This is a genomic window from Salinivibrio sp. PR932 (assembly GCF_001996125.1).
Lineage (GTDB): Bacteria > Pseudomonadota > Gammaproteobacteria > Enterobacterales > Vibrionaceae > Salinivibrio > Salinivibrio proteolyticus.
The window spans coordinates 1-25,896 of sequence record NZ_MUFM01000024.1; the positions used below are offsets into that span (position 1 = coordinate 1).

At 49.7% G+C, this 25,896-nt stretch carries 19 protein-coding genes; 8 read left to right on the forward strand and 11 right to left on the reverse strand.

All coding sequences use genetic code 11. The annotated features are described in order from the left end of the window. The first annotated feature begins 66 nt into the window (after positions 1-66). The 3 genes from BZG84_RS11525 to BZG84_RS11535 all read left to right on the forward strand — a co-directional run bounded on the left by BZG84_RS11525 (position 67) and on the right by BZG84_RS11535 (position 5,839). Positions 67-2,247 (forward strand): polysaccharide lyase, encoded by a 2,181-nt coding sequence (locus BZG84_RS11525; RefSeq protein ID WP_077678231.1) that lies wholly within the window; start codon positions 67-69, stop codon positions 2,245-2,247. A gap of 187 nt (positions 2,248-2,434) precedes the next feature. Continuing rightward, positions 2,435-5,377 carry a glycosyltransferase gene (locus BZG84_RS11530; RefSeq protein WP_077678232.1) on the forward strand — a complete coding sequence of 981 codons (2,943 nt, stop codon included), beginning with the start codon at positions 2,435-2,437 and terminating at the stop codon, positions 5,375-5,377. 15 nt (positions 5,378-5,392) lie between these two features. After that, on the forward strand, positions 5,393-5,839 hold the full coding sequence (locus tag BZG84_RS11535; protein WP_077662127.1) for a hypothetical protein: 447 nt from the start codon (positions 5,393-5,395) through the stop codon (positions 5,837-5,839). A gap of 5 nt (positions 5,840-5,844) precedes the next feature. Here BZG84_RS11535 and BZG84_RS11540 read toward each other — a convergent pair whose 3' ends face one another. After that, entirely contained in the window at positions 5,845-8,124 is a 2,280-nt protein-coding gene (locus tag BZG84_RS11540) for a glycosyltransferase family 2 protein (RefSeq protein ID WP_158011492.1), read from the reverse strand. Positions 8,125-8,216: 92 nt separating this feature from the next. On the opposite strand from BZG84_RS11540, the gene BZG84_RS11545 reads away from it, so the two are divergent. The 5 genes from BZG84_RS11545 (at position 8,217) to BZG84_RS11565 (ending at position 14,620) form a co-directional block, all read left to right on the forward strand. Further along, positions 8,217-10,355, forward strand: coding sequence for a glycosyltransferase family 2 protein (locus tag BZG84_RS11545; RefSeq protein WP_077678233.1), 2,139 nt, complete (start codon positions 8,217-8,219; stop codon positions 10,353-10,355). Then, positions 10,352-11,311 carry a glycosyltransferase family 1 protein gene (locus tag BZG84_RS11550; protein WP_108742980.1) on the forward strand — a complete coding sequence of 320 codons (960 nt, stop codon included), beginning with the start codon at positions 10,352-10,354 and terminating at the stop codon, positions 11,309-11,311. Before BZG84_RS11545 ends, BZG84_RS11550 begins: the two co-directional genes overlap by 4 nt. Then, positions 11,308-13,335, forward strand: a complete 2,028-nt coding sequence (locus tag BZG84_RS11555) for a capsular polysaccharide biosynthesis protein (RefSeq protein WP_077678234.1) — start codon at positions 11,308-11,310, stop codon at positions 13,333-13,335. The genes BZG84_RS11550 and BZG84_RS11555 overlap by 4 nt, the downstream gene beginning before the upstream one ends. 230 nt (positions 13,336-13,565) lie before the next feature. Continuing rightward, the gene (locus BZG84_RS11560) at positions 13,566-13,754 is read left to right on the forward strand and encodes a hypothetical protein (protein WP_077480257.1); all 189 of its coding nucleotides are present in this window, start codon (positions 13,566-13,568) and stop codon (positions 13,752-13,754) included. A gap of 197 nt (positions 13,755-13,951) precedes the next feature. Beyond that, entirely contained in the window at positions 13,952-14,620 is a 669-nt protein-coding gene (locus BZG84_RS11565) for a TIGR01621 family pseudouridine synthase (RefSeq protein ID WP_077480269.1), read from the forward strand. Here BZG84_RS11565 and gspS2 read toward each other — a convergent pair. The 10 genes from gspS2 to BZG84_RS11615 all read right to left on the reverse strand — a co-directional run bounded on the left by gspS2 (position 14,613) and on the right by BZG84_RS11615 (position 25,843). Next, entirely contained in the window at positions 14,613-14,990 is a 378-nt protein-coding gene (gene gspS2 / locus BZG84_RS11570) for a type II secretion system pilot lipoprotein GspS-beta (protein WP_077480258.1), read from the reverse strand. The genes BZG84_RS11565 and gspS2 overlap by 8 nt on opposite strands. Next, entirely contained in the window at positions 14,990-15,301 is a 312-nt protein-coding gene (locus tag BZG84_RS11575) for a YciI family protein (protein ID WP_077480259.1), read from the reverse strand. Before BZG84_RS11575 ends, gspS2 begins: the two co-directional genes overlap by 1 nt. A 379-nt stretch (positions 15,302-15,680) precedes the next feature. Further along, a complete protein-coding gene (locus BZG84_RS11580) occupies positions 15,681-16,631 on the reverse strand; it encodes a transposase (protein ID WP_077480260.1) in 951 nt (316 codons plus the stop codon). A gap of 348 nt (positions 16,632-16,979) precedes the next feature. Further along, positions 16,980-17,747 (reverse strand): tRNA isopentenyl-2-thiomethyl-A-37 hydroxylase MiaE, encoded by a 768-nt coding sequence (miaE, locus tag BZG84_RS11585; RefSeq protein WP_198536733.1) that lies wholly within the window; start codon positions 17,745-17,747, stop codon positions 16,980-16,982. A 109-nt stretch (positions 17,748-17,856) separates the two neighbouring features. Further along, positions 17,857-19,821, reverse strand: coding sequence for a beta-N-acetylhexosaminidase (locus BZG84_RS11590; RefSeq protein WP_077678236.1), 1,965 nt, complete (start codon positions 19,819-19,821; stop codon positions 17,857-17,859). Next, on the reverse strand, positions 19,821-21,797 hold the full coding sequence (locus BZG84_RS11595) for a glycoside hydrolase family 9 protein (RefSeq protein WP_241825782.1): 1,977 nt from the start codon (positions 21,795-21,797) through the stop codon (positions 19,821-19,823). The genes BZG84_RS11590 and BZG84_RS11595 overlap by 1 nt, the downstream gene beginning before the upstream one ends. A 20-nt stretch (positions 21,798-21,817) precedes the next feature. Then, entirely contained in the window at positions 21,818-22,813 is a 996-nt protein-coding gene (locus BZG84_RS11600; protein WP_077678237.1) for an ABC transporter ATP-binding protein, read from the reverse strand. 27 nt (positions 22,814-22,840) lie between these two features. After that, a complete protein-coding gene (locus BZG84_RS11605; RefSeq protein ID WP_077480264.1) occupies positions 22,841-23,830 on the reverse strand; it encodes an ABC transporter ATP-binding protein in 990 nt (329 codons plus the stop codon). After that, positions 23,827-24,855 (reverse strand): ABC transporter permease, encoded by a 1,029-nt coding sequence (locus BZG84_RS11610; protein ID WP_077678238.1) that lies wholly within the window; start codon positions 24,853-24,855, stop codon positions 23,827-23,829. Before BZG84_RS11610 ends, BZG84_RS11605 begins: the two co-directional genes overlap by 4 nt. Position 24,856: 1 nt before the next feature. Beyond that, positions 24,857-25,843, reverse strand: coding sequence for an ABC transporter permease (locus BZG84_RS11615; protein ID WP_077579530.1), 987 nt, complete (start codon positions 25,841-25,843; stop codon positions 24,857-24,859). Between the last annotated feature and the right edge of the window lie 53 nt (positions 25,844-25,896).

A 25,896-nucleotide genomic window follows, 5' to 3' on the forward strand; every position in this document is an offset into this window, starting at 1 on the left:
TAATAATTGCTGCCTTTATTTCTGTGTACTAATACTTTTATATGTACACTGAAAGAGGCAGCAGTTATGAAAGAGTTCTTTCGGTTATTGCAAGTGTGTGGCTTTAGTGTTGTTTTACTCGCCTGCGGTGGCTCGAGCGATTCATCTTCAGAGGGCAACACCTCTGGACCTAGCCCTTCACCCCCTGTGTCTTCTGCGATTGTTGGTATGGCGATCGATGGCTACCTCGAAGGCGCAACTGTGTTCCTCGATTACAACTTTAATCATACTCTCGATGCGAATGAGCCCAATGTTTTGACAGAAGCGCAGGGGCGCTTCTCTGTGGATCAAAACGCGTTGGAGGCCTGCTGGCAATATGTGCCTATCGTAGTCAATGTGCCGGTCGGCGCTTTTGATTCGGATTATGGGGAGGTGACGCGCGCCTACCAGCTCATTGCAACGCCTCAAGTGATCCGCGAGCAACGTCTTGGTGAGCAACAAGCCAGTAATTTAGTGATTTCGCCTTTCACGACGCAGATATGGAAAAAAGCGATTACGGCGTGGCAACGCGCGCAGACTGCTGAGCTCAGCTGTGAGTTAGTGCGTACAGATTCAGAGGCTCGCGCCCAATTGGTTACTTTGATTGATGAGGCGGAGTCTGATATTCGCTCTACGTATAACTTGTCGACTAACCAGCTGTATGGCGATTTTATTGAGAGCGGCGATGGCCGCACGCATACGATCGCTCAGCGATTTGCTGTCGGGCTTCAACAAGCGCATGCAGAAAAGGAACAGGTTGCACAGCTATATCCAGATTTTACAAAGGTAACACGGGTCTATTTACCCACGGTCGCGGAAGGTAGCGGTCAAATCACCGATAAATGGTTGCGTCAGGATTTTGGTGTTGCGGAAAACAATGTCATGCTTCGTGTGGCTGAGGTGTCTGGTACGTTCGATTCGGTGACTCAGCCTGTGTCTATTTTTCAGCAGGGTGAAGAGGTTGTTGGTGAGCTGCAGCGGGGTACGACAATTCAATGGACAGGCGGCTCAACGTGTACGGTGTCGGTTGAATATTGGGCAAACTGGCAAGCCACTGAGTACCGTATTATGGGGCGAGCAACGACTGACTTTGATGAGGTACAAGGGCGTTGCCAGATGCCAACCCAAGAGGCGAGTACACTAGCGACGCTAGAGGTCGATGTTATAGCTAATGCATCATCCCAGCGTACTGATGAGAGTCAGCATACCTTTTTGCCCGGAGCGAATGCGATTGTGGATGAGGTTTGGCAGCGCTTGTATGGTAGCGGTTCGCCAATTGCCGAGGATCTGTCACGACTCGATTTTATTGAGCCCGCGCTGTCGTTCCCAGATAGCTACGGTGCGGACTCTTGGACGCGATTAAGACGAGACAATATCAGTGATCGCGAACAACTTGTGCTAAAGCGTGTTGATAGTGGTTTGTGGGTTGAAACGCGATTACGTGACGATGAGGTAACGGCGTTACGTTGTGGCTCCGAATTTGATTTAGTGGCTGCGGCGTCGTTGGCTGAATGCTACCAGCGTTTTGGTGCGCCTGTCTTTGCTGAGAGCTTTGATAGCAGTTTATCCGATTTTGCACTGAGCCTGTTTGATAACGCGTTGATTGAACGTGCTGAGGCGGGAGGTGTGAATAATTCAACCGGCATTCAAGTGAACTATGAGGGGTATGAGCGCGGTAGCCGTCGAGTGCTAGACAAACAAGCCTTGCCGCCCGCTTCTCGCTATTCATTGAGCTTTAATGTTGAATTTTGTGAGGATTTCAAGTTTGTTCGTGGTGGGAAACTGCATGGGTTGGGACCATTGCGCGCCATTACGGGCGGACGAGAAATGACCGATGATGGCTGGAGTGTGCGCCTTAGCTTTGGCTCGGCGGGTACGTTATCAACGTATATTTATCATCAAGATATTCCCGGTACGTATGGTGACTCGTGGCGGGTACCGAACTTTACGTTTATCCCTGGCCAGTATTACCATTTGCAGTTGGTCGTGCAGGTTAATCAGCCTGCGTCTGTATCGAATGGTATGGTGGAAGTGTGGATTGACGGTGAGCAGCGTATGGTGATTGATAATTTACGCTTACGTGCCAGCGATAGTACGGACAGTTACATTCAGCATTTATTGTTTAGCACCTTCCACGGTGGGAGTGATGATACCTGGGCACCAAAAGATGATGCAGGGAACTTTACCACCGAGTGTGCGTACTTTGATGATTTTATGATTGCACACTAGTGGCACCATTGTGCTAAAGCGCGAACCGTTTAAGAGCCATGCTTTGTCGCATGGTTCTTTTTTTTGCTTTGTGGTGAGTGATGGAAGGGGATTGAGTGTTTACTTATGCCCTGAAGTGCCCGTAATTCTCGGCATATGTTAGAGTAGAGGCCAGCCATTCAGACCGACAGTTTTTTAAGGATATCATGTGGTCGCTGAACAATTGACAGCTATTTTTGATGCCGAGTGGTATTTACGCCAGTACCCAGATGTGGCTGAGGCGGGCGTCGACCCTTGGTGGCATTTTTCTCACCATGGCTGCAACGAGAACCGTCTGCCATGTGCGCTTCCTGCGTTTGAATGGGAGTCGATACTTTGGCGCCAGCCTTTGCAGCGTGCGCGGGCGCTGGCTCAATTAAAGGCGTTATTTGAACAATGCGATACGCACCAACAGCGTGTTAATAGAAGTTTGGCGGGGTTTGTACTGGCGCGTTTTTATGCCAGTGAGGGAGAGTATGCGGGGGTTGCGGATTATTTAAAGCCCATACTTTGTGATGCGACCGCGTGCCTATTAGTGCCAACGCAAGCGCCTTGGCTGCTGTGCTTTTCAGCGCTGTATCATCAAAAGCAGGACGCACAGTTAGCGAGGCTACTCGCCGATATGGCGTGGCCGGATGGATTGGAGCGCCAACTTGCTATCGGGATGACACAAGGCACGCTCGGGAGTTGGGAAGCCTTGCAACGAGGTTGGGAACAAGAAGGGTTATCGCGCGCACCCGCTCCCCAAGATATGTCGCACCTGTTACCCTCCGATATGCCTGGTGTGCGTCACGCTTTACCTACGTCACTCGGCTGGCGGCGATTTTTACCTTGGCGTTATCGAGTATCTGTCGTCATTCCTTGCTACAACGCGGAGCAGACTATTGCGCGTGCATTGGCGAGTTTATGTGGGCAAACATGGCCCTATCTAGAGTTGATTGTGGTTGATGATGCGTCGGACGACAACAGTGCTAGCGTGGTGAGGCGATGGCAGGCGCGTGATTCAAGAATTCGCTTGGTTGAGCAGTCCGAAAATCAAGGCGCCTATGCGGCGCGTAATCGAGGTATGCAATGTGCGACAGGCGATTGGTTAACCGTGCACGACGCCGATGATTGGTCTCATCCACAAAAGATTGAGCGTCAAATGCAAGCATTGTTATCCGATCGCCATGCTGTTGCATCTGTGTCCCATTGGATTCGCTGCGACGAGAAGTTGCAGTTCCAGCGTTGGCGGATGGAGCAAGGCTGGGTGTACCGGAATGTCTCTTCGCTGCTAATCAAGCGCGAAGTGTTCAGTGCGCTTGGGTATTGGGATAATGTGGCCGTGAATGCGGATACTGAATATTACTATCGATTACAGCATGTCTACGGCGCTGACGCGATTGTCGAGGTGATGCCGGGTATTCCGCTTTCTTTGGGGATGGTGTTGACCGATAGTTTGACTCAGCATAGTGCGACCCATTTACGAACTCAGTTTTACGGCGTGCGAAAAGACTATCACGAACGCGCTTTGGCTTGGCATCACACCATGTCGCATCAGTTACCTTTACCCGCAGAAATGACCACGCGTCCGTTTGCCGTGCCGCCACGCCTATGTCGAGGTTCGTCGGCCTTACAGAAGGATAATTTTGCCCGCTATGTCCGAGAGTGTCAGTGGGTAGATGAAGGGTGGTATCGACAACGTTATCCGGATGTTGCCGCTGCAAATATCGATGCAGTCGAGCATTACTTGGCTCATGGTTGGCAAGAGGGCCGTGATCCTTGTTCACATTTTTCAACTTCGGCGTATCAGTTTTTGTATCCTGACGCGAACACAATCAATCCACTGTGGCACCGATTAACTCACGAACCGAACACACCGCCTATCCCTCTTTCGATAAGAGGGCACTTGGAAACCCCACCGTCACAACCGGGCGCAACAGCTGATGACCAACCTGCGATGGTGTATGTGGGACATCAGGTGTCGAACTATCAATTCGGTGCTGAGCGCAGTTTTGTTCAAATACTGAAACAAATCGCGACTCGCAAAGATTGGCAACACCATGGTTATCGGATTGAAGTGGTCTTGCCTTCGGCTACCCGTGATTATGTTGAGCAAATCATGCCGTTTTGTCATCGTGTGACCTTTATTCCTACGCCTTGGTGGCATCAGGAGCGCGCGCTATTGGATGCGTCTTGCCAGGTGTGGAGAGCTTGGCTTGAGCGCGTTAACGCCAAGGTTGTGTATGTGAATACCTTGGTGATTGACTTACCGTTATGCGCTGCCAAACAGTTAGGGATACCTACGGCGGTACATGTCCGAGAATTACCCGAGCATGACCCAAGTTTGTGTGCTGCGTTAGGGACGACGGCCAATGCTTGGCTGCATCACTTTGACCCTTTGGTGGATACGTGGATCGCCAACTCTCAGGCGGTGGCTGAGTGGTTAACCGATGTGCGTAAACCGCTTGTTTGGCAAAATCCATGGTGTGTCCCAGAGGCAGGTGGCGTTGGTATTCCGAATGGAGAGCGTCTAAAAGTGGGGATGCTGAGTAGCAATATAGTTAAAAAAGGGATCTGGGATGTGTTTCGAGTGGCTGAGCAAGCGTTGTCGGAACAGCTTCCTATCGACTTTTATCTGTTTGGGCCACACACCGCTGACATTGAGGCAATGCAGGCGGATAGAGTGCCGAGTAATCTTCACTTCGCCGGTTATGTGGATAAACCAGATGACGCTTTAGCATCATTGGATGTGGTATTAAGTCTCTCTCATTTTTATGAGTCGTTTGGGCGCACGGTACTTGAGGCGCTCGGTGCAGGAAGAGTGGTGATTGCTTATGCCCAAGGTAGCATGGTGGAGTGGGCAGCAGGCTCGCCGGTGCTTTGGGCAGCGTATTTAGATCACGCGGCAGTCACCGCACACTTAGCGGTGCTTTGCAGCGATAGACAGGCGTTGCAGCAACGGGCATACCATGGTCAACAGTGGGTAAAACAGGCATTGCCCGTTAGTGAGGGCGTTGAACAATGGATGTCAATCTGCGAGCGATTGGGTCGACAGGACGATGGGATCACGCCAATCGATAGCGACACGTCCTTGATAACCGTTGATGTCATTGACCGTAAAGATAGGTAAGTAGTTGAGATAGTTATGAAGTCTAGTCAACAGTTGCATTTTGTGCGACACAAGATCGATGTATCAAGCGTATTAGCTTGGCATTTGGATGGGCCAAGACCTGGTGTGGAGAACACGGCTGATGATGGCGCAATGCTTAAGTTTCATGGTTGGCTTTTATATGAGCCCATTTACCGGGCGACGATTTGGGTTGAGGAGGAGGGACGGCGCCATAATTTTGAACTGAATATTGAGCGTCCGAATGTGGTGGAGCAAAAGCTTGGTGTCAGTGCGGATAAGCACCCACTTCGCCGCTGTGGTTTTCAGTTTGAGGTGCCGGTATTCGATAAACCTTTTATGTTTGGTTTTCGGGTCAACGGCCAACTCATTAAAGTTTTGGAGGGGCGGTGGTTAACGCCTCAGCAAATTGCGGAAATTGAGCGGCCACGCAAGACCTCAGTATGGCAACGATTCAAACCGTGATCCCGTTATGTTTTTGTTGTTGCCTCAAAATGCTCTTCTTCTAAGCGTAAAGTAAAGTCCTCACGATGACGCGTTAGATGGCGACTATAGTGAGGGTCATTTTGAATGATGGCTGGCCAGCGTTGTTTCATGAGCGTGATCTCTTGTTGCTCTCGCGCTTTCTTCGCTGGCGTGTCTTCTTTGCCCCGACTTTTGGACTCATAGTGGTAAAGCGTTGCACGTGGCGTCCAGAGGTTGTAATAACCTGCTTGTTGTACTTTGAGGCAAAAATCAACATCGTTGAACGCAACGGTGAGCTTTTCATCAAGCCCGCCGACGGATTCATAGAGCGAGCGCTTGACTAGCAGACAGGCTGCAGTGACTGCGGAATAATTCTGGCTACATGCTAAGCGTTTCTGATAGCCATGACTGTATGTAGAGTAATGTTTATGTGCATGGCCTGCGAGCCCCCATATGCCTAAGATAACCCCGGCGTGTTGAATGGTGTCATCAAAAAATAACAGTTTGGCCCCGACGCAGCCAATATCTGGTCGACTTGCTTGACGGACCATCTCAGTGAGCCAAGTGGAATGGATAACTTCGGTATCGTTATTTAGTAGACACACGAGATCGCCGTCGCTGTGTGCGACGGCGAAATTGTTGATCGCAGAGTAGTTAAACGGTTGGTTATAGTCTAATACTTGAACACTACTATGCTGACTAATTTGTTGGAACCACGCCAAGGTGTCGGGACAGTCACTTTGATTATTGACGATAGTTATTTGGTAATTCGGATAACTTGTTAGCCGTAGGATACTCTCCACACATTGCCGCGTAATCGTTAATCCATTTCGGGTTGGGATGATAATCGACACGCGTGGATGAGGAGCCGGAAGACGGTAGTGTGCGTGATAGACTTGATGCGTTTTGTCGAAAGTGACACGCGTAATAGTATGCACATCATTCTGGGTGAGTTGCTTAAGTGCGCTTTGTACCTGTTGACGTTCGGTCAACGCAATGCCTTGTTGTTCGCTACGGCGCTGGTGGAAAAGTATATGCGGTATATGAATGCAAGCGCATTTGGCCGTAGGTGTGTTTAATGCCGCGTGAAGACAGCGGACATGTTGGGGCATTGCGAGAAAAGATGAGTGCATCAACTGTCCATTAAAAAAGACGGCACGACCCATGTAGTTGTTGCTTTTCAGTAGTTCGGGGTTCCATTGTGGCTTAAAGGCGGGAGCACATCTTTCCTGCTGGACGGTAATTTCGTCATGGTCACTGTAAACCAAACTGGCTTCTGCATTATGTGCTATACACTGAGCAAAGAGTGCTAGCGCATGTTTTGGCCATTGATCACCACACTCGATGAAACTATGCCAAGCAGTGGGTGCGAGTTGCGCCTTGTTATAAGAGGTTATCTGGACCCTGTCTTCTTGAAGCGTAGCTAGGTGCGCTTCCAGCCATGCGGGGAGGCTCTGTGTAAGCAGATTGAGTTGCCAGTATTGATGGGTTTGAGCGATGAGGCTTTGAATTGTTTGTTGTACCCCTTTTTTACCATCGGATGTAATATCATCTGGAATTGGCATCCACACCACTGTAGGTATGCTTTGCTGGCAATGAACGTTAGGCAGCTTAGGTTGAAAGTGCTGCCGCCAGAATGCGTAGGGCGTCTGGAGAAGGGTTTTACCGCTGAGCATTGGATGGTATGTCTGGACGAGGCGCTGGAGGGCAAATGGCCAATCGACGCGCTTTTGTCTTGCCCGCGTAATACGATAAATATGTTGCCAGCTCTCTCCTTCTTGTTGCTCTCGTCGTGAGACGGTGCGTAGCATGCTCATCACAGCGCTGACTTGAGAGACGCGCTTTAGCTGAATGCTAACCTTGATATGTGCGCTAAGGGTTGGCCATATCAGTTCAATATGTTTTAGAGGTATTGGACTATGAAATGTTAAGCTCAGGAGCCCATTTTTTTCTTGAATCAATGTGATTGGCGCTTGTTGATCACCGAACTCAACAAATACTGAATTTATCTCTTTTGCTAATTTTGTCTCTTTGGCTAATGAAAGGGCGTGATATTTTACCTTCAACTGATACCACCCTCCTTCCGAATTAGGGTGTTCGAGTTTGAGGGTATTTTTTGTGACTTGTCTTAGGACCCAAGAATGATTTTTTATCTGTGCAGTAACAGAACCTGGATAACGTATATGTGGTTCCATGGAAATAAATTTTTCGGGTCGCTTTTTGTTTAAATATTGAGCGCAGTGAGAGAGGATCTCAGAATTTAATCGATTAGATGTAAGTGACATAGGCGCAGTATTCAAACAAAGGACGTTAGGCGGTAATATACCGTTTTTGAACGTCAGTGAAAATAACCATAGCAACGCTTGGTGGATATGCGATGAGTAATATGGATAAAAAGCCGCAACTGACGTCGTGGGTAGGCACGTCTGACGACGAGATAGCGCGACTGATTGAAGGTCCAATAGCGAAAGCACGGTATTACTGGTTATCACTTTGTATTGCTGAGCCATGGCGATATCAAGGATTTGTTGTTGAATTCATCAACCATGATGGGCGGAGGCAATACTTACCTGTTGGTGCAAGTTTACACGGTGTCGTTAAGCAATGGATCGCGCTGCCTCGAGGTGCGCGGGCAGTCCGTATCCGTGATTGTGATTTGAGCAGCCATGCTAGGGTGCGATTAGATAAAAAGTGTGTGAAGCCAGCACGATCGATTTGGTCTTTAGGGTATCAAGCGTTTTCATTGTTAGTAGCATTGCGCCGTCGCGATATCGTTGATCACACCGGTTGGGCTAAGCAAGTGCTAAATTGGTGGCGCCGCTTTGGCTTACGTGCGACTTACCAGAAATTACAGTTATGTAAAGTGCGTTCTCCAGAAGTGCCATTAGAAAATTGGTGGCACGAGCATTACACGCAAACCGCCATCGATGCTGGTGAGTTGAAGGCTCGGCTTGGCCACCATGTTAAAGATAAGGTTGTGGTATGGATTTTTGCTTCAGAGGAGATGACGCAAGCGTCTTTTATAGCGACGCTCGAATCTTGTTCAGGGCAAGATGCAGAGATATGGATTGATTCGCGTATACAGTTTGATGTGCCAACGTATGTTAGTGCGCGAGTCGCAACGATTGATATGTTGTGTGATAATCCGCGTTGGAACTGGTGTTTAATCGTGCCGGTCGGAGCCAAATTATTACCTTACGCGGTGACTTGTTTTTATCGAGCGAGTATCAATCAGAATCATATTAAAGTGATTTATTCGGATCATGTTTATGGCTCTTTGGCATCATCCGTGGGATCTATGCCTGATCGCATAAGCTTAAAGCCAGATTGGTGTCTCGAACGGCAGCGTGCAGCGCATTATTGTGGTGATGTGCTATTCGTTGAGCGTTCAGTGTTAACGCAGTTTAAAGCATTATGGTCAGCTGAAAAACCGATGAGCTGCGCCTATTCTCCTTACTCGTTATTGTTGGCGCTGGCGGAAACCCAGTTGGTCGATGCATTTCATCATGTGCGCATACCTTTGTGGTTACAAACATATACCCATCGACTCTCGGAACTGAATACGGTACTTACGCAGCATTTGTATCGGTGTGGTATCAGTGCTGAGCGTATTGTGTCGGAACACTGTGTTGCAAAACTCAATTACACCAGCACATGGCAGCCTGTGGTGTCCATCGTTATTCCGTTTCGGGATAATGTTGTCGTTACTCAGCAATGTATCGATAGTGTATTAACTTTGACGGAGTACGCTGAGTTCGAAATATTGCTGGTCGATAATCAAAGCCAAGAATCGGAGACATTCATTTGGTTACAGGAGATTGAGCGGCACCCAAAAGTGCGCGTGCTGAATTACGATGACGTGTTCAATTTTTCAGCGATTAATAATTTTGCCGTTGAGCATGCACATGGTGAAGTCGTTATTTTGCTCAATAATGATACGCAAGTTATCAGTGGAAACTGGATTGAGGCTATGGTCGGATGCCTGACTTTACCCGCTGTCGGCGTTGTCGGTGCACAGCTCTTGTTTTCGAATGGACTTATCCAGCATGCGGGCTGTGTGGTTGGGCCGCGACAGGTAGCGACGCATCGCTTGGCGTTTCAATCCCTAGGGATGGCTGAAAAACGCCACGAGGGTATTTTGGTTCAAGAAGTCAGTGCAGTCACGGCTGCATGTTTAGCGATGCGTAAATCGCTTTATCAATCTTTAGGTGGGTTGAACGAGCAATTGACGGTGGCATTTAACGACGTGGACTTATGTTTGCGTGTGCGTGAAAAAGGTTTACGTGTCATGTATACACCGTTCGCTCAATTGTACCATCATGAGTCTTTGAGTCGTGGTAAAGATAGCACTCCGGAGAAGCAGCGCCGTGCAGCCCAAGAAGTTGAGTTTATGCATCAGCGCTGGTCAATTAAAAATTATTCGGATCCTTTTTATCATCCTATGTTAGACGCAAGATTGGCGAATTTTAATCTCAACCCATTCCCTCAAGAGTCCATCGATTGGAGTCAATTATGATGTCGACTGACTCGCTACCCTCTCAGTGGATCGTGATTCAAGAGCGTGAAAACCCGTCATTTGATTTTTTTGTTAGACCTAAATTGTCGGCGATGGATGCAGATTGGCAATGTGTTTTATTAGGTGAGCAACCCAATCAATGTCTCGATTATTACAAAACTGATGATAGTGGATCTGGAGAAAAGCTAAATCTTCTATTTGTCCGGTATATGAACAAAGCGTGGCGGACGTGGATTAAAAAAAATCGTAGAAAAATTGCGTCAATTGTACTTTTTATTGATGACGATTTATTGGATTGGCAAGCGACATCAGGGTTATCGGTTCGTTATCGTTGGAAGCTTTGGAAATACGCGTTGAAACATCAGCACTTCTGGCGTGATATCGGTGCGAATTTGTGGGTGGCGAATCACTATCTAGCAGAAAAATACGCAAGTTGGCAGCCAACAGTATGTCCTCCAAGTAGTTGGCATGCTCAAACGATTACACAGACCCTTTTTTATCACGGTTCGGCAAGCCATAAGCAGGAGTTCTTATGGTTAAAACCTTTGTTTGAGCGACTATTGCGTGACTTTCCTCAATTAAGCATCGAGCTTATTGGAGATGGTGAAACCAATCTTTTGTTTCGGCACCTGCCGCGGGTACATGTACTTCACCCAATGTCTTGGCCGAATTATCGTACTTTGCTGGCAAAAAAGGGCCGCGATATTGGCTTAGCGCCTTTACTGGATAGTCGATTTAACTCAGCACGCTCGTGCACGAAGTTTTATGATATTGCACAAGCCGGTGCAGTTGGCATTTATGCCGATCATCCTGCTTATCGAGGGCAGGTTATCAACGGGGTAAATGGATTATTGGTTCCAATGGAACATGAGCGTTGGTATAACGCAGTTGCAATGTTGCTACAAGACCAAACGTATTATAAATCGCTACTTGCCGGGAGTATGGCAGATAAATGATGCATTATTCTCAGTTTTTAACTATCTCTCCTGCATTATCAAGCATTACCCATCTCTCTGAGTGTATAGGAGGCTCAGTTCGGTATTTATCGCCCATTGCGCGTAATAATTATCGACAGCAATCCTCCGACACGGCGGTTATCGCATGGGGCAATAAACCTTCCTCGTTAAAAGCGAAGCGATTTGCTGAGCGTAGGCAGTTACCCGTTATTCGCTTAGAAGATGGCTTTTTGCGGTCTTTATTGTTGGGACATCAATCTCCACCGCTCTCAATTGTGATAGATGATATCGGTATTTATTACGATGCAGCGCAGGCTTCTCGGTTGGAGCAGCTGATAATGCAGCCATTGTCTGATATGCAAATGCAAAGAGCGCGAGATCTGGTAAGGCAATGGCAGACGCTCAGAGTCTCTAAATATAACCATAGTGTTGAAAAGGCGATTCCTGTTGTTGAAAAGCCGTTTGTTTTAGTGGTTGACCAGACAATGGGTGATGCCTCTGTGCGTGATGGCCTTGCCGATGAGGGTTGTTTCCGAAAAATGTTGGAGAGCGCGCTAGCTTCTTACCCGAATCACCAGGTTGTGATAAAAACGCATCCGGATGTATTTGCGGGTAAAAAGTCCGGTTACTTAACGGGGCAAGCGGTTGCTGACTTATACAAAGAGCATGCGGATAGAGTCGTGATTTTAGCTGACGACATCCACCCCCCAAAATTGCTAGAAAAAGCGAGTGCAGTTTTTTGTGTGACGTCTCAAATGGGGTTTGAAGCGCTTTTATGGGGCAAAACAGTGCATACATTTGGTATGCCTTTTTATGCAGGGTGGGGGGTTACCATTGATGACTTTCCTGCACCAACTCGGAGGCAGTCTGTCACCATTGAGCAGTTGGTCTATGCTTCGTTAGTTGAGTATCCTCGCTATTGGCATCCAGAGTGGGAGCGATGCTGCCAAGTAGAAGACTTGATGACTTGGTTAGCCTTTCAGCGTCAGCAATCGCAACGTATTGATGGCGATATTAGCGCTATTGATATTTCCCGATGGAAGCAACCTATCCTTACTGACTTCTTAAAGGGAGCAAAGTTACATTTTGTATATCAAAACAAAATGCGTATTCCTTTTATTCATCGAACGTATAATCCGCATTCTTCGCCTCACCGTTCGTTGCGTTGGGGAAGCACCAAAGTAGCTGATTTGTGCGTTGAAGACGGATTTATTCGTTCGGTTGGTTTGGGGGCGGATTTGACTCGCCCCATCTCTTGGGTCGTAGACGATCTCGGCATATATTACGATGCGACACGCGTGTCACGTTTAGAGCGTATTCTAGTTGACGGTCACTTTTTACAAAGTGATTTACAGCGGGCTGAGACACTCATTAATCGTTTAGTTGAACTTAAGGTCAGTAAATACAATGTTGGCAATAGTCATTGGCAACCCCCCATGGATAAAAGGGTGATACTGGTGCCTGGGCAAGTCGAGTCTGATGCATCTATTCGTTTTGGCTCACCGGTATTAAAGAGCAACCTTTCTCTACTTCAAGCGGTCCGCAAAGCAAATCCACACGCCTATATTGTCTATAAACCTCATCCAGACGTACAGGCGGGTTTACGCCAACAAGGTCAAGATGAGCAAACTGCCGAGCAATTTGCCGATGAGATCATCGGTAACGTTGATATGGCTTATTTACTCGAGCAGGTTGATGAAGTGCATACTTTGACGTCTTTGACGGGATTTGAGGCGTTGCTGCGAAACGTCCCGGTTACCTGCTACGGTCAGCCATTTTATTCAGGGTGGGGGTTAACTGAAGATATGTACTCTCATGAGCGTCGAGGAGTCCGGCGAACACTGCCTGAATTAGTGGCAGCAACATTAATCTACTATCCTTTTTATGTAAGCCCTAAAACAGGCTATTATCTCACGCCAGAGCAGACTATTGACTTTATGTATGAGCAGCGCCAAAAAGCCGCTCAGAATAGTGGTTTCTCTCAATGGCTATTCAGACAATGGCTAAAACTACGTAGGCATTAGTTTGAGAATACAAGAAGATCAGCGGGGTGCTCGCATTGGTACTTTTGCTTTTTCTGTTTTCTAGGACCCAGGACCCTAAACACTCGGGGGACAGTCACTTATATGATTGCCCTAGCAGCGTATGGCTATCAGGGACAGGCACTTTTTGCTGGCGTGTTGCACTTAGCGGTTGAATCCGCGACTAAGTAACATACTGCTGAGTCAGTTTCGGCATTTGTTGGAGGTAAACCATGACGAGTAAGGAGACAGAAAGTACAGTTGCCGATCGTGATCAACGGCGATTTACAGTGTCTTCCAATCGAAGCACGCGTAGCCACAGAGTTCGTTATGTGGAAGCGGGCGGTGCCTCGGTGGATAATGAAGAGTGCCCGTTTTGCCAAACGCTTCCGAATTGGGATGAGCAGCAGGAGAAGACTTAAGTACTCCGCTTTAAGGGCGCTTTAAGGGCGCTTTAAAGGGACAGGCACTTTAAGCTAACGGAACTAACGGGACAGACACCTTTATAATTACCCTAGGAACACTCGGGGGACAGTCACTTATATGATTGCCCTAGCGGCGCAGGAGTGAAGCCGTTATGATGCCTGTCCTCAATGGGCAACCAGTAAATTTCCTCGTTATGTTTTCAATTGTCGACCAAAACCAACACTTTGTGGTGATCAATAAGCACCACGGCGTTAGCGTGCAAAAAGAAGCCGATCATGCGGCACTTTTACCGGCCGTGGCGGCGCATATTGGGGTTGAGAAAGTCTACCTTGTGCATCGGTTAGACAAGATGACATCGGGCTTGCTGCTGCTGGCAACTTCTTCTCATGCGGCGTCTGTCCTCTCTGGGCTGTTTGCTTCACGCGAGATAGAAAAGTTCTATTTGGCATTGAGTGCGAAAAAGCCGCGTAAGAAGCAGGGATTGATCGTTGGTGATATGACTAAGGGACGGCGAGGTAGCTGGAAATTACTGACCAGCAAAGATAACCCTGCGAGAACGCGTTTTACCTCTATTGCTGGTGGTGAGGGGCGGCGACTTTTTCTCTGTCGGCCCTACACAGGCAAAACCCATCAAATTCGCGTGGCGATGAAAAGCATTGGCTCTCCGCTTATCGGTGATGATTACTATGGCGGCGAGCCTGCTGATCGTGGCTACTTACACGCTTATGGGCTGCAATTTACATGTCGTTTTACCGACGATCAGCCTGAAAAACACTATAGCTATGTGCTGCCCCCGACCCAAGGCGAATTGTGGCCAACCTTACCGGTGGAGTGGGAGCAGCCTTGGCAATTAATTAGCTAGCACACCCGGGGGCATCGATAGCGTTTTTGAGGATTTGTCGACCACGGGTATCGCGAACCAAAATGGTATAGCTGATACCACTATCTAACATACTGCGGATATCGTTATCCTCGCAATATCGACGTTTTAAGCCGGAAAAGAGCTGCCCCGGTGCTTTTTTGGCATTCTTCTCTAGAAGCGTCAGCTCGATGATGGCATCTTGTGCACGAGCGCGAACCAGTGAGTAGCCTTCAATATCCATCGGCAGTAACTGTGCAATCATGTCGGCACGTTGGATTGCGGCTTCTGCGGCTTGGTCATGCTGGGTGCTACTACAGGCACTCAGTATTAGCCCTATAGCAGCCATCATTAATACTTTTACTAATCGCATTAGGCAGGGTCCTGAGGAAGCACTTTTTTGAAAGGTTTAACGGTTACGTCTGCATAGACGCCAGCGGCTAAATAAGGGTCTTTGTCGGCCCAGGCTTGGGCGGCTGATAATGACTCAAACCAAGCAATAACGGTTGACCCCGTAAACCCAGCTTCGCCCGGCTCTTCGCTATCAACGGCAGGGTTTGGTCCTGCAATCATCAAGCGGTTTTCTTTTTCCAGTTGGTGTAAGCGCTCAAGGTGTGCGTCACGCACTTGCTTGCGTAGCGGTAGGCTGTTCTCTACGTCTTGCGAATATATGAGATACCACATCGTCATTGTCCTTGATAGATGTTTATAGCCATTAGGATACAGAGTCCAGATTTCTGAGTACAGTGTATTAGTGAGTATTGGGGGGGGGACAGGCACTTAAGCATCTAAAGTGTCTGTCCCCCCAACAAGCTAGAATCAAACCTGAATATCCCTTTACCTTCCTGTTACTGGAAGGCTTATTCTTCTGGAAAAACGGTCAGGAGATAATATGGGATGCTGTAATCAATCCCCGGAAGGTGGAGCCAAAGGGCTAAAGCCGCTCTTAAAAGCGGTAGGTATTTTGTTCGTGTTTATAATGGTGCTGGCTTATTGGGCTGGATAAAGCCTCAGCCGATCTGGGTGAATGCCTGTGTTATTGAGATATATTCAATGGTTGGGCCTAGTCACTTGGGATCATTAGACCGGTCATGCGTTTTAGACCGAGTGTCGGTAATACCGCCTGAATACTCGATAGTGAACCTACGATATTCCCGCCCTCTAAGTGAGAGCATGTACTTAACCAGGTTTCACGTGAGATGTTCAGCTGTGTGAGTAGCTGTGGTCTTGGGAGTGAATTGGCGTTCTGGTCCTGAGCGCACGTCCATTCTACCAGAGCCAAATAGTCCATAAGGCGAAAAGGGATACCGTCGGGCATCGACTTTCTCGGGTTCCCGGCGAAGGGGAATAAGCCGGCAGGGGTCGCTTTATTTTGCTCGAGTGATTTAACGCGCTTTTTAATCGATGTGTAATTGGCATGCTTGGGCTGCTTGGTGATACCTGCTCGCACTGGGTTCAAATCGACATAGGCCATCGCCGCAGCGAGTGCTTTTTCATCTAATATGGCTTGGCTTTTAAAGCGTCCCTCCCAAAAATGCCCTGAACATTGATCCTCTCGGTTCGCTAGCGTCGAAATATATTGATTGAGCAGCTTCATAAACCAGCTGACAGACATCAAACGTTCGCGCCAGTTCTCAATGATGCGAAAACACGCTTTTCGCTCTGAGTGAGAGAGCGATTCACCCTGATAAAAACGTTGGATAAGCGCAGGCGCTTGATGAAAGGCCAGCCAGCGCTCAACAACTTCGATATTGGTTAGAGACTGAGCCGCTTTGGCGTTGATATGCAAAACAACGTGATAGTGATTGCTCATAATGGCATAAGCACAGATATCGATACAAAATGCTTTGGCGAGTGTAAGTAAACGTGTTTCTACCCATGTGCGACGATGCTCATAGCTTTTTTGTGACTGCGCATCATAGCCGCACAAAAACGAGCGGCGCACACAACGTGAGACACAATGGTAATAGGGGGTGGCGGCTAAATTTATTTGCGATGCGCGAGCTTTGGTCATCGTCGGTCCCTCTTAGCATCTAGGTATGAGTAAAATATACTGTATAAATAAACAGTCTTCATTTTTATGAATTGGATTTTCGTGACAGTGCAAGAAATGGTGTAACTACGAGAGTTGTTACTTGCTTAACATGTCAGTGCTTAACATGTCTGTCCCAAGAAGTACTCGAGAACGCTGAGTAGCGATGGAGTAGGACGTCGTAACATGCCCGTCATAGGGACACTCACTACAGAGTGCCTGTCTTGATAGAGGAAAAGGTTAGAACGTTGGAGAAAAACGACGAGGACAGTCATCAAGAGGTGACTGTCCTCGCAGGAAATAAAAAGTGCCTGTCCCTATAAGAAGAAGTTAGGCAGGGGTGCCGCTGTGAAAGCGGAATTGGCTGTCGGGTGCTTGGATGAGTTCGGCTTCGCGTTCGCCGATGGCTTGAATGCGGCCGCGAATGTCTTCGCCGGCGATAGTTTCTGCAAGCGTGAGGTAATCTTGATAATGGCGTGCTTCGGAGCGCAGTAGCGAGATATAGAACTTTTGCAGTTCATCATCAAGGTGTGGGGCGACTTTGGCAAAGCGCTCGCAGGAGCGTGCTTCAATGTAGGCGCCAATAATCAGTTTATCGACCAAGGTTGCCGGCTCATGAGTGCGTGCCGCGCGCATTAATCCTTTGGCGTAGCGGCCTGCTTCTAACGGTTGATAAGGAATGCCGCGTGCGTCCATGATTTCAATCACTTGCTCAAAATGATGAAACTCTTCTTTGATTAAGCGGACCATTTTATCAATCAAGGCTTGGCCGTGGGCAAACCCCGCTTTGGGGGTTAAAGGCGCGCTGAGACCGTTTTTGCGCGCGTGGAAGATCCCATCGCGAACGCCGCGATAAACAAAGTCCTCATAGGGTTTGGCCCATGCCAGCAGTTGCTCGCCACTCGCTGCGTCAACCGCATATTTACGGATCAACCACATCGCGGTTTGGCTGGCTTTTAATTCGCAGTTTGCGTGATCGCGTAAAAGAATCGATTGGTTGTCAGGCTGGATGGCCGCGTCAATCCAACTGTCAGGGGTTTGACAGTGCAGAAAACCATGAATAGGGGTGAGTAGGGTATTAATTTCTTGGCGTAGCATGCCGGAAACACTCTCAGACTGACAACAATGGCTGAGCATTATAAACAGATGGGATGCGAGCGCAAAGAGCTGGCAGCGCAGGGCGCGCTGCCAGGTGGGCGAATTCGGCCTACTTGTTCGATGCCCAAGGGGAACGGTATTGAATACCGAACTTGTCTAAACGCGGTAATTGCGCTTTGAGTCTGGCCAGATAATCGAGCCAGTCACGGCGCTCACTGTGGCTCCAAGCCGCTTCCGCAATGGCGGTAAGCCTTGGAAATACCATGTAATCGAGCCTGTCCTGATTGGTGATCAGTTCACTCCAGAGTGCACATTGCACGCCTAGTATGTGCTCACGGGCGGGGTCGTCACTGGCGAGGCTTGCCAGCGGCTCATATTGGTAGGCTTTTTCTAATGGCGTGACGCCCGCCCAGTCGAGCCCAGGTTCGGTAGCAGCATAATCTTGCACCATATCGAGATAGGTCGCTTGACCGGGGGTTAAAATCACATCAAAACCATGCTGCGCACAGTGCAATGCGGCCTCTTCGCTTTGCCATGAATAGATCACGGTGTTTTTGCTGACTTTATCGCCGTGCTGCACTTCTTCCCAGCCAACCATACGTTTGCCCAAGGCGCGAAGCTTTTGCTCAGCATAGGTCAGTATCTGTCCCTGTAGCGAAGCGGTCGTTTCTCCGTTCATGCGTCTGTCCCGATAAATTGGGCTATCGGTCCATACCCCGTCAGGGACTTCATCGGCACCAATATGAACCCATGAGGCAGGGAAAAGCTCGGCGACTTCACTTAGTACTGTATCTAAAAATCGATACGTGCCATCAAGGGCTGGCGATAATACGTTATCGGTGTAGTGTTGTACGCTGCGGTAAGTAGAGCGGTCGTCGGCATCGTGTAGCCAATCAGGCAGCGCTTTGATGGCTGCGCGACAGTGGCCGGGAATATCAATTTCTGGAATGACGGTAATACCGCGGGCCGCGGCGTATTCAATCACGTCACGCACCTCTTCTTGGCGATAATAACCTTCGTGACGCTCTGCAATATGACTGAATTGCGGAGCAAGGCGGGTATTGGGGCCGCGTTGACTCCCATAGCGCGTCAATTCAGGCAGAGCTTTAATCTCCAGTCGCCAGCCTTCATCGTCGGTTAAATGCCAGTGAAAGGTATTGAACTTAAAATAGGCTAACTGGTTAATCAGTCGCTTTACCGTGTCCACCGAATGAAAATGGCGCGCGCAATCGAGCATCATCCCTCGGTAAGCAAAGCGTGGTGCATCGCTGATTTTGATTGCCGGTATTCGAAGCTGTGTGTCATGCTCTTGGCAAAGTTGTAACAGCGATGCGCAGCCGTGAATAAACCCTCGCTCAGCGCAGGCTTGGATGACCACGCCTTGGTCGGTGACGGTAAGCTGATAGGCCTCATCACGGTGGGCGATATCTCGAAGTGCGGAGTCGGGTAACGGCCGTAAGATAATGGCATGATCGCCAGTTACCGCATCTTGGTAGCGTGGGTCGAGTGCAATATCGGCTTGCGGGTACATACGAACCCATTCGCTACTTAACCACTGCGCGGCGGGCAGGGCCTGTGGATCCACTGCGATTAATGGTGTTGTGGGTGAAAGCGTAAAGTACCCTGGCTGGTGGCGCACTGATTTGGGCACCGGAATAATGGCGTGCTCGGCGGGATGAACATCTGGAATCGTTGATCGTGTGGTGTGGGTGTGCGCCAAGTTAATGGGGGTGAGCATCACTGAATATTGCTCGCCATTGGCATAGATCAGCGCATCTTTAAAGCCGGCACAAAGGAACCGCAATGGCGGCGTGTGGGCATCAAACTCGATGTATAAGCTTTGATTGGCATCGAGTGTTTGATGCGCCGGTGTAATGACGCAATAACTACCGATTTGCTCAATACTGCCTTGTGACAGGGTATTGGGGTTGATGAAGCGATCAAATAATACCGCAATGGACAGCGTTTCTAACGGGCGGTCGGTAAGATTATGCAAGGTTAACCCCATTCGGCTGCGCGGTGGGGTGTCATTGGGATACTCGTTGATCACACTAAGATCGAGGCGGTAAGTCATCAAGCGTTCTCCTTGTTCGAGTGGCCGGTGCCAACCAGTGTTTGCGCACTGATGGCGAGCATAAACCAGCTTGCATGTGGCAACCACTGCTCGCCCCATCGCCAGTTTTGCGCCATATCATCGCAATATGGCGCGGGGTTGAAGGCAATCTGTGTTTCATCCTCCATCCCTGCGGTAATGCCATTGCAGATCCCCCCTTTGGCATTAAAAAAGCCCAAGTGCGGTAGGTAATCTGGGTTGTTGTGACCATGTCCATCGAGCATGCAGATATCAAATGGGTTTAAACCGAGGATCCAATTAAGCGCCCGTTGGCTAAAGGTGTGGAGGGCCGCATTTAGCGCATCGTCTTGAATATGGCGCGTAGCATGACACGCAAAGGTTGCCAGTGATCCCAAGCGTGCATTCTCGCCTTGCCACCAATAGCCGGTTTCATTGTGGTGAGGAATAAAGTGACGTACCTGTTTGACGCCATCGACGGGTTTGACGTACTGACGCGGATACGCGAATGGATTATCGGCCGTTTGTGTTAGGTTGAGCTCAAACTGGCAGGCGCGTTCCAGTGCTGTTTGCGCGATAGCTTGATGGCTGGGGTCGGTTTCCACATCGAGATAGCGAGTTAATGCCAAGCCGGGTAGACCGGCATCGGCGGCATGGTAAAACGGGCGGCTCCCATCAGCATTTGCTGACCAATAATACTGACAGGTTTCATCACTGCACTGCCGTGCTATCAGCTTTTGCATCCAGCCTCGAGCCTCGCTCAAGAAGGGACAGTCACCGTTCGCACTAATGTGTCTGTCCCCAGAACCTAAAGGTGCCTGTCCCGCTAAATAAGCGTGACTGTCCCCGGTAGGTTGCTCTTCGGTAGACTGCCGAATGGCGTGATGCAACTCACATGCGGCGAGAAGGGCGCAGGTTTCGTCAATAATGTTGGGCTCACCGTCATCAAGGTAATGATGGTTATGTTCAACCAAATGCCAGTAGCCGCGAATGGCGGCGTCTAAATAGCGTGCTTGTTGGTCAAGCTCCGCGCAAAGCGGGGATCGGCTTGCGGCGGCAAGGGCAGCAATCGCCATGCCGCCGCCTTGACGAAAACCGGCTTGATAAGCCTCACTCATCACTCCATCTTGCGTCGCGTAAGCGCAAAGGGTGCGGCGCTCTGGGTCTTTCGACCATTGATCAAACACCGTCATATAAAAAAAGCCACTGGGGTGTTGCATACGGAGAAGAAAATCAGCGCCGTGTTTTGCTTCATCGGCTAAGCGTGTGCGCATAAACGCGGGCAGCGTTTCCGAGCTAAATTGGCTGGTAAGATCGGCCAGTACCCAAGCCAATAGCGGGATTTGTTGCGGATTAAAGTAATTGGCGTAGGAAAGGTGGCTCAGGTATTTGCTCACATCGCCAGAGGCATCGTACCAACCGCCGGATACATCCACGCGTTCATCAGAGCCGAATACCTTGGCGTGCTGATCCGCGTGTTCATAGATGCCACTACACCGCTGTGATTTAAAATAATGCAGCAGATCGGAAAACGTGGTGTGAAACAGACAATCGTCAAGGATCTCAAACGGATGCGAATATACCGGAGTGTCTGTTAACAGCACTAGTTGATAGCGTCCGCGATGTGCAAAGGCAGAAAAATCGAGGGTATAAGCCGTGCCCATCTGCCAGTTGCTTAACTGTGTGCCTTGGTGTAACTCAAACTGCGCCACCACGTTATCGAGTGGTGCTGTGTCTGTCCCGAGAATAACAGTGTCTGTCCCCGTAAAATTTTGCGCGCCTTCTGCGGCTTCATTAAAGTGCCTGTCCCCAGAGGAGGAGGCAACTTTGTCCGCCGATCTAAATGTGCCTGTCCCCCTAAGAGGAGGCAGGGAAATCAGTGCCACGGGTGTGCCGGAGAGGGCCTCGCTGTCACTGACGATCACCGCGTATTTGTCACCGTGTAACGAGTAGCCAATGTGATTGGTCAGCACTTGCATGATGGTATCCTTATTGGTCGCTATTGCTCGTACAAATAGCAGCGCACATAGTGGTTATCGGCGAGCTTGGTGACGCCGGGTAACTGCTCAGTGCATTTGGCTGTCGCATGTGGGCAGCGGCCAGCAAAAGGGCAGCCGACAGAGTCCGGCGTCCACAGGGGGATCTCACCCTTGTTGCCCTTTAGTTTTTCGTGAATAGATTTGCTGGGGTCGGGCACGGCTGAGACCAACAGCTGGGTGTAAGGATGCTGAGGGCGATGAATAATCTCTTCGGTGTCTCCCCATTCGACCATATGGCCGACGTACATCACTGCCAAGTCTTCAGCAATGTAACGCGCGGTGGCGATATCATGGGTGATGTAGAGCAGCGACATTTGCTTTTCCACTTTCATCTCTTCCATCAGGTTAAGTACACCGGCACGAATCGACACATCCAGCATCGAAGTTGGTTCATCGGCGAGTACCACTTCCGCGCCGACGGCGATGTTCCGCGCCAAGTTAATCCTCTGACGCTGGCCGCCCGACAGTTGGTGGGGAAATTTCTCCGCCGTTTCTTTGGCCGGAGTGAGGCCCACTTGCTCGAGCAGCTCGAACACTCGCTCTTTCAGTTGTGCTTTGTCGCGCTTGTCGACTTTTTTGTGGATCAATAATGGGCGCGCAATATGGTGAAACACATTATGCGTGGGGTTGAGCGAGCCAAAAGGGTCTTGCCAGACCATTTGCAGGCCTTCGCGATAGCGCATCAGCTCATCACGTTTTTTAATGGTGGTGATATCGCGGCCGCGATATTCAATGCAGCCATCGGTCGGGGCATACATTTTGGCAATCATTTTCGCGGTGGTTGATTTGCCCGAGCCCGATTCCCCCACCACGGCAAGTCCACGGCCTTTGTACATTTTGAACGAGACATCATTGATCGCTCGCATCATGGGTTGTTTGAGGGCATGGCTGTTAATCGGGAAATCTTTCACCACGTTTTTCCCTTCAACCAGCAGTTCTCCAAAACCTGTACTCATTACTGACTTCCTCACATTGGCACGATATTAGACTTTTTGTTGGGCGATCGGCTCGCCGTCGTATAGGTGGCAGTTGGAATAACGGCCAGGTTCGATTTGGCGCAACACAGTTTGTGTGGTTCGGCATTGTTCATGCACCTGAGCACAGCGCGCTTGAAAGCGGCAGCCGGTCGGGATTTCGAGCAAGTTGAGCGGATTGCCTGGGATCCCCGTGAGCTGGCGCTTAGGTCCGGTGAGTGAGGGGAATGAGCTGCCCAGTCCTTCGGTGTAAGGGTGGTAGGGGTTGTTGAGCACCTGTTTGGACGGTGCGACTTCAATCAGCTCACCGGAGTACATGATCCCAATCCGGTCGGAGAACTCCACCATGAGCGATAAGTCATGGGTGATAAACAGAATCGAAAAGCCAAACTCTTCTTTTAACGCGTAGATTTTTTGCAAGATCTCGCGCTGCACTACCACATCTAATGCCGTGGTGGGCTCATCCATGATGATCATTTTCGGGTTGAGGGCCAGTGCAATGGCAATTACCAAGCGCTGACGCATCCCGCCCGAAAATTGGTGCGGATAATCGGTCAGGCGGCTAGGGTGAATATCAACAATTTCCAGCAAGCCTTGAGCCCGTTTGACCGCTTGTTTGCGGGTCAGGTTGGTGTGGCGCATCAACACATCGCAAAACTGCTCTTCGAGTGTCAGCACTGGATTAAGGGCATTCATGGCGCTTTGAAACACCATCGACATCTCCCGCCAGCGAAAGTCGCGCATCCGAGCGTCGCTGTAATCGAGGATATTCTCACCGTTAAAGATGACTTCTCCGCCGGTGATAAAGGCGGGTGGCTTATGCAGACGCATCAGCGAAAAGGCAACGGTGGATTTACCGCACCCCGATTCGCCAGCCAGACCGAAGACTTCACCGGGGGCAATGTCAAAACTGACGTGATCGCAGGCTCGGACATCACCGGCATCGGTAATGTAGTCCACGCACAGGTCACGGATTGAGATAAGTGGGGTGCGACTCATGATTTATCTCCACTGATCAGCATGTGTTCGGCAACGGGATTCTCGTCGCGGGCTTTCTTTTCTTGTTGGCTGAGTTTTTTCCAGCGCCTCATCCCTTTTTGCGCACGTAATTGCGGGTTGGCAATTTCATCCACTGCGAAGTTGAGTAACGCAAGCCCCGTAACCAGTAAAGTCAGCGCAATACAAGGCGCGAGCAGCTCCCACCACGCGCCAATTAGCATGGATGAAGAGGTTTGCACGTTGTAGAGCATGATCCCCCAGCTGATGGTGTTGGGATCGCCAAGGCCTAGAAAGGAGATAATCGACTCCATGGCAATGGCATACATCACCGAACCAATAAAGCTAGCGCCAACAATAGGCACGAGATTAGGTAAGATCTCGACAAAGGTGATACGAAAGCGCGACTCACCCAGCACTTCGGCGGCTTTCACGAACTCTTTTTCGCGCAGGGCAAGGGTTTGTGAGCGAACCACCCGTGCGCCCCACGCCCACGAGGTGCAGCCAATAATGATGGCGATCGTCAGCGGTCCGGCTTCGCCGATAAATGCGGCGAGCACGAACAAGAGTGGGTATTGCGGGATCACCAACATAATGTTCATCGCGGCGGTGAGTACATCGTCAACCCAACCGCCTAAATAGCCGGCGGTAATACCAATTAAGGTGGCGAGCACACACACGGTGATACCGGCCCCAAAACCCACCGCTAACGAAACACGGGCGCCATGTACTAACTGCGACCAGACATCACGACCCATACGGGTGGTACCAAGGACATGGTCGGCCTTTTTCGACATCAGTAGGGTGCGACGATCATCCGCTAAGTGTGTGGCGATCCAGCCGTCTGGATTGGCTTGCGCCGCTTTGACGATAAAGCTGGGGTATTCATGCGGATTACCGGTGCGTTTATTAGGTGCGTGCTGGGTTAATAAAGGCGCGAAGACCGCCATTAATATAAATAGGCCAACAATGATGGAGCCTGCGCGGGCAATTTTATTGCGTACGATAAGGGTGAGGAGATCTTTCATGTTATTTGCCTCCTTTGCGCAGGCGTGGGTCAAGGACCACGTACAGCATGTCAGCAATTAAGTTAAACGAGAGCATAAACAAGGTCATAATCAGTAGCTGGCCTTGCAGGACTTGGTAGTCACGCGCGTTGATCGCATTCAAAAGCACTGAGCCAAGACCGGGGTAGTTAAAAATGATCTCCACAATCAGTTGGCCCCCGATGGCAATACCCAGCGACATCGATAGCGCGGTGACACTGGGCAAGAGCGCGTTCCGCGCCGCATAGTTAAACACCACGCGGTTTTCGCTTAACCCTTTGCCGCGGGCCATGGTGATGTAGTCTTCCGCAAGCAGGTTAATCATGTTGTTACGCATGTTGACCAAAAAGCCGCCGACTTGAATGATGGAGGCACAAAAAAGCGGAAGTACGGCGTGATAGGCCACATCTTTAATAAAGGCCCAGCTGGTCCAGTCAGGGGTGACGCCTGGCGTGTAGGCGTATCCGGTAGGAAACCATTTCAGGCCAATGGCGAAAATAAACAGCGCCAACATCGCGATAACCACTTGAGGTACTGCTTGGATGATTAGCATTCCTGGAGTGATCACTGCATCGTATTTTCCGCCGCGCTTCCAAGCGGCAAAAATCCCCAAAATCGAGCCCAGCGAGAAGGACAGCAGCACTGCACTGCCGGCAAGAAACAGCGACCAGCCAAAGGCTTTGCCGAGGAGCTCGTTTACCGACAACGGATAAAACTGGATGGAGGTGCCTAAATCCCAGCTCAACACGTTTTTCATGTAGGTGAAATACTGCATATAGAGGGGGCCATCAACAAAGCCCAGCAGTTGTTTCATTGCCTCAATCCGCTCTGGAGTGACTTGCACCGAGGCGTTGGCAAACATCATGGTGACAGGATCACCGGGCATGGCACGAGGAATAATAAAATTGAGTGTTGCTGCCACTAAAAGGGCAATCATGTAAAAAGTTAGCCGTCGGAAAAAATAACCCATAACCCACACCTTACACAGCGAAGTGGTGATGTTCGTGGCGTGAACACCGTGGA

What these genes read in the sequence shown, in the direction of transcription:
- BZG84_RS11615 (WP_077579530.1), bottom strand. Translation starts at nt 25,843, where the DNA reads ATGGGTTATTTTTTCCGACGGCTAACTTTTTACATGATTGCCCTTTTA.
- BZG84_RS11535 (WP_077662127.1), top strand. Translation starts at nt 5,393, where the DNA reads ATGAAGTCTAGTCAACAGTTGCATTTTGTGCGACACAAGATCGATGTA.
- BZG84_RS11540 (WP_158011492.1), bottom strand. Translation starts at nt 8,124, where the DNA reads ATGTCACTTACATCTAATCGATTAAATTCTGAGATCCTCTCTCACTGC.
- miaE (WP_198536733.1), bottom strand. Translation starts at nt 17,747, where the DNA reads ATGCTACGCCAAGAAATTAATACCCTACTCACCCCTATTCATGGTTTT.
- BZG84_RS11525 (WP_077678231.1), top strand. Translation starts at nt 67, where the DNA reads ATGAAAGAGTTCTTTCGGTTATTGCAAGTGTGTGGCTTTAGTGTTGTT.
- BZG84_RS11610 (WP_077678238.1), bottom strand. Translation starts at nt 24,855, where the DNA reads ATGAAAGATCTCCTCACCCTTATCGTACGCAATAAAATTGCCCGCGCA.
- BZG84_RS11595 (WP_241825782.1), bottom strand. Translation starts at nt 21,797, where the DNA reads ATGCAAGTGCTGACCAATCACATTGGCTACTCGTTACACGGTGACAAA.
- BZG84_RS11580 (WP_077480260.1), bottom strand. Translation starts at nt 16,631, where the DNA reads ATGACCAAAGCTCGCGCATCGCAAATAAATTTAGCCGCCACCCCCTAT.
- BZG84_RS11600 (WP_077678237.1), bottom strand. Translation starts at nt 22,813, where the DNA reads ATGAGTACAGGTTTTGGAGAACTGCTGGTTGAAGGGAAAAACGTGGTG.
- gspS2 (WP_077480258.1), bottom strand. Translation starts at nt 14,990, where the DNA reads ATGCGATTAGTAAAAGTATTAATGATGGCTGCTATAGGGCTAATACTG.
- BZG84_RS11565 (WP_077480269.1), top strand. Translation starts at nt 13,952, where the DNA reads ATGTTTTCAATTGTCGACCAAAACCAACACTTTGTGGTGATCAATAAG.
- BZG84_RS11555 (WP_077678234.1), top strand. Translation starts at nt 11,308, where the DNA reads ATGATGCATTATTCTCAGTTTTTAACTATCTCTCCTGCATTATCAAGC.
- BZG84_RS11550 (WP_108742980.1), top strand. Translation starts at nt 10,352, where the DNA reads ATGATGTCGACTGACTCGCTACCCTCTCAGTGGATCGTGATTCAAGAG.
- BZG84_RS11605 (WP_077480264.1), bottom strand. Translation starts at nt 23,830, where the DNA reads ATGAGTCGCACCCCACTTATCTCAATCCGTGACCTGTGCGTGGACTAC.
- BZG84_RS11590 (WP_077678236.1), bottom strand. Translation starts at nt 19,821, where the DNA reads ATGACTTACCGCCTCGATCTTAGTGTGATCAACGAGTATCCCAATGAC.
- BZG84_RS11545 (WP_077678233.1), top strand. Translation starts at nt 8,217, where the DNA reads ATGAGTAATATGGATAAAAAGCCGCAACTGACGTCGTGGGTAGGCACG.
- BZG84_RS11575 (WP_077480259.1), bottom strand. Translation starts at nt 15,301, where the DNA reads ATGTGGTATCTCATATATTCGCAAGACGTAGAGAACAGCCTACCGCTA.
- BZG84_RS11560 (WP_077480257.1), top strand. Translation starts at nt 13,566, where the DNA reads ATGACGAGTAAGGAGACAGAAAGTACAGTTGCCGATCGTGATCAACGG.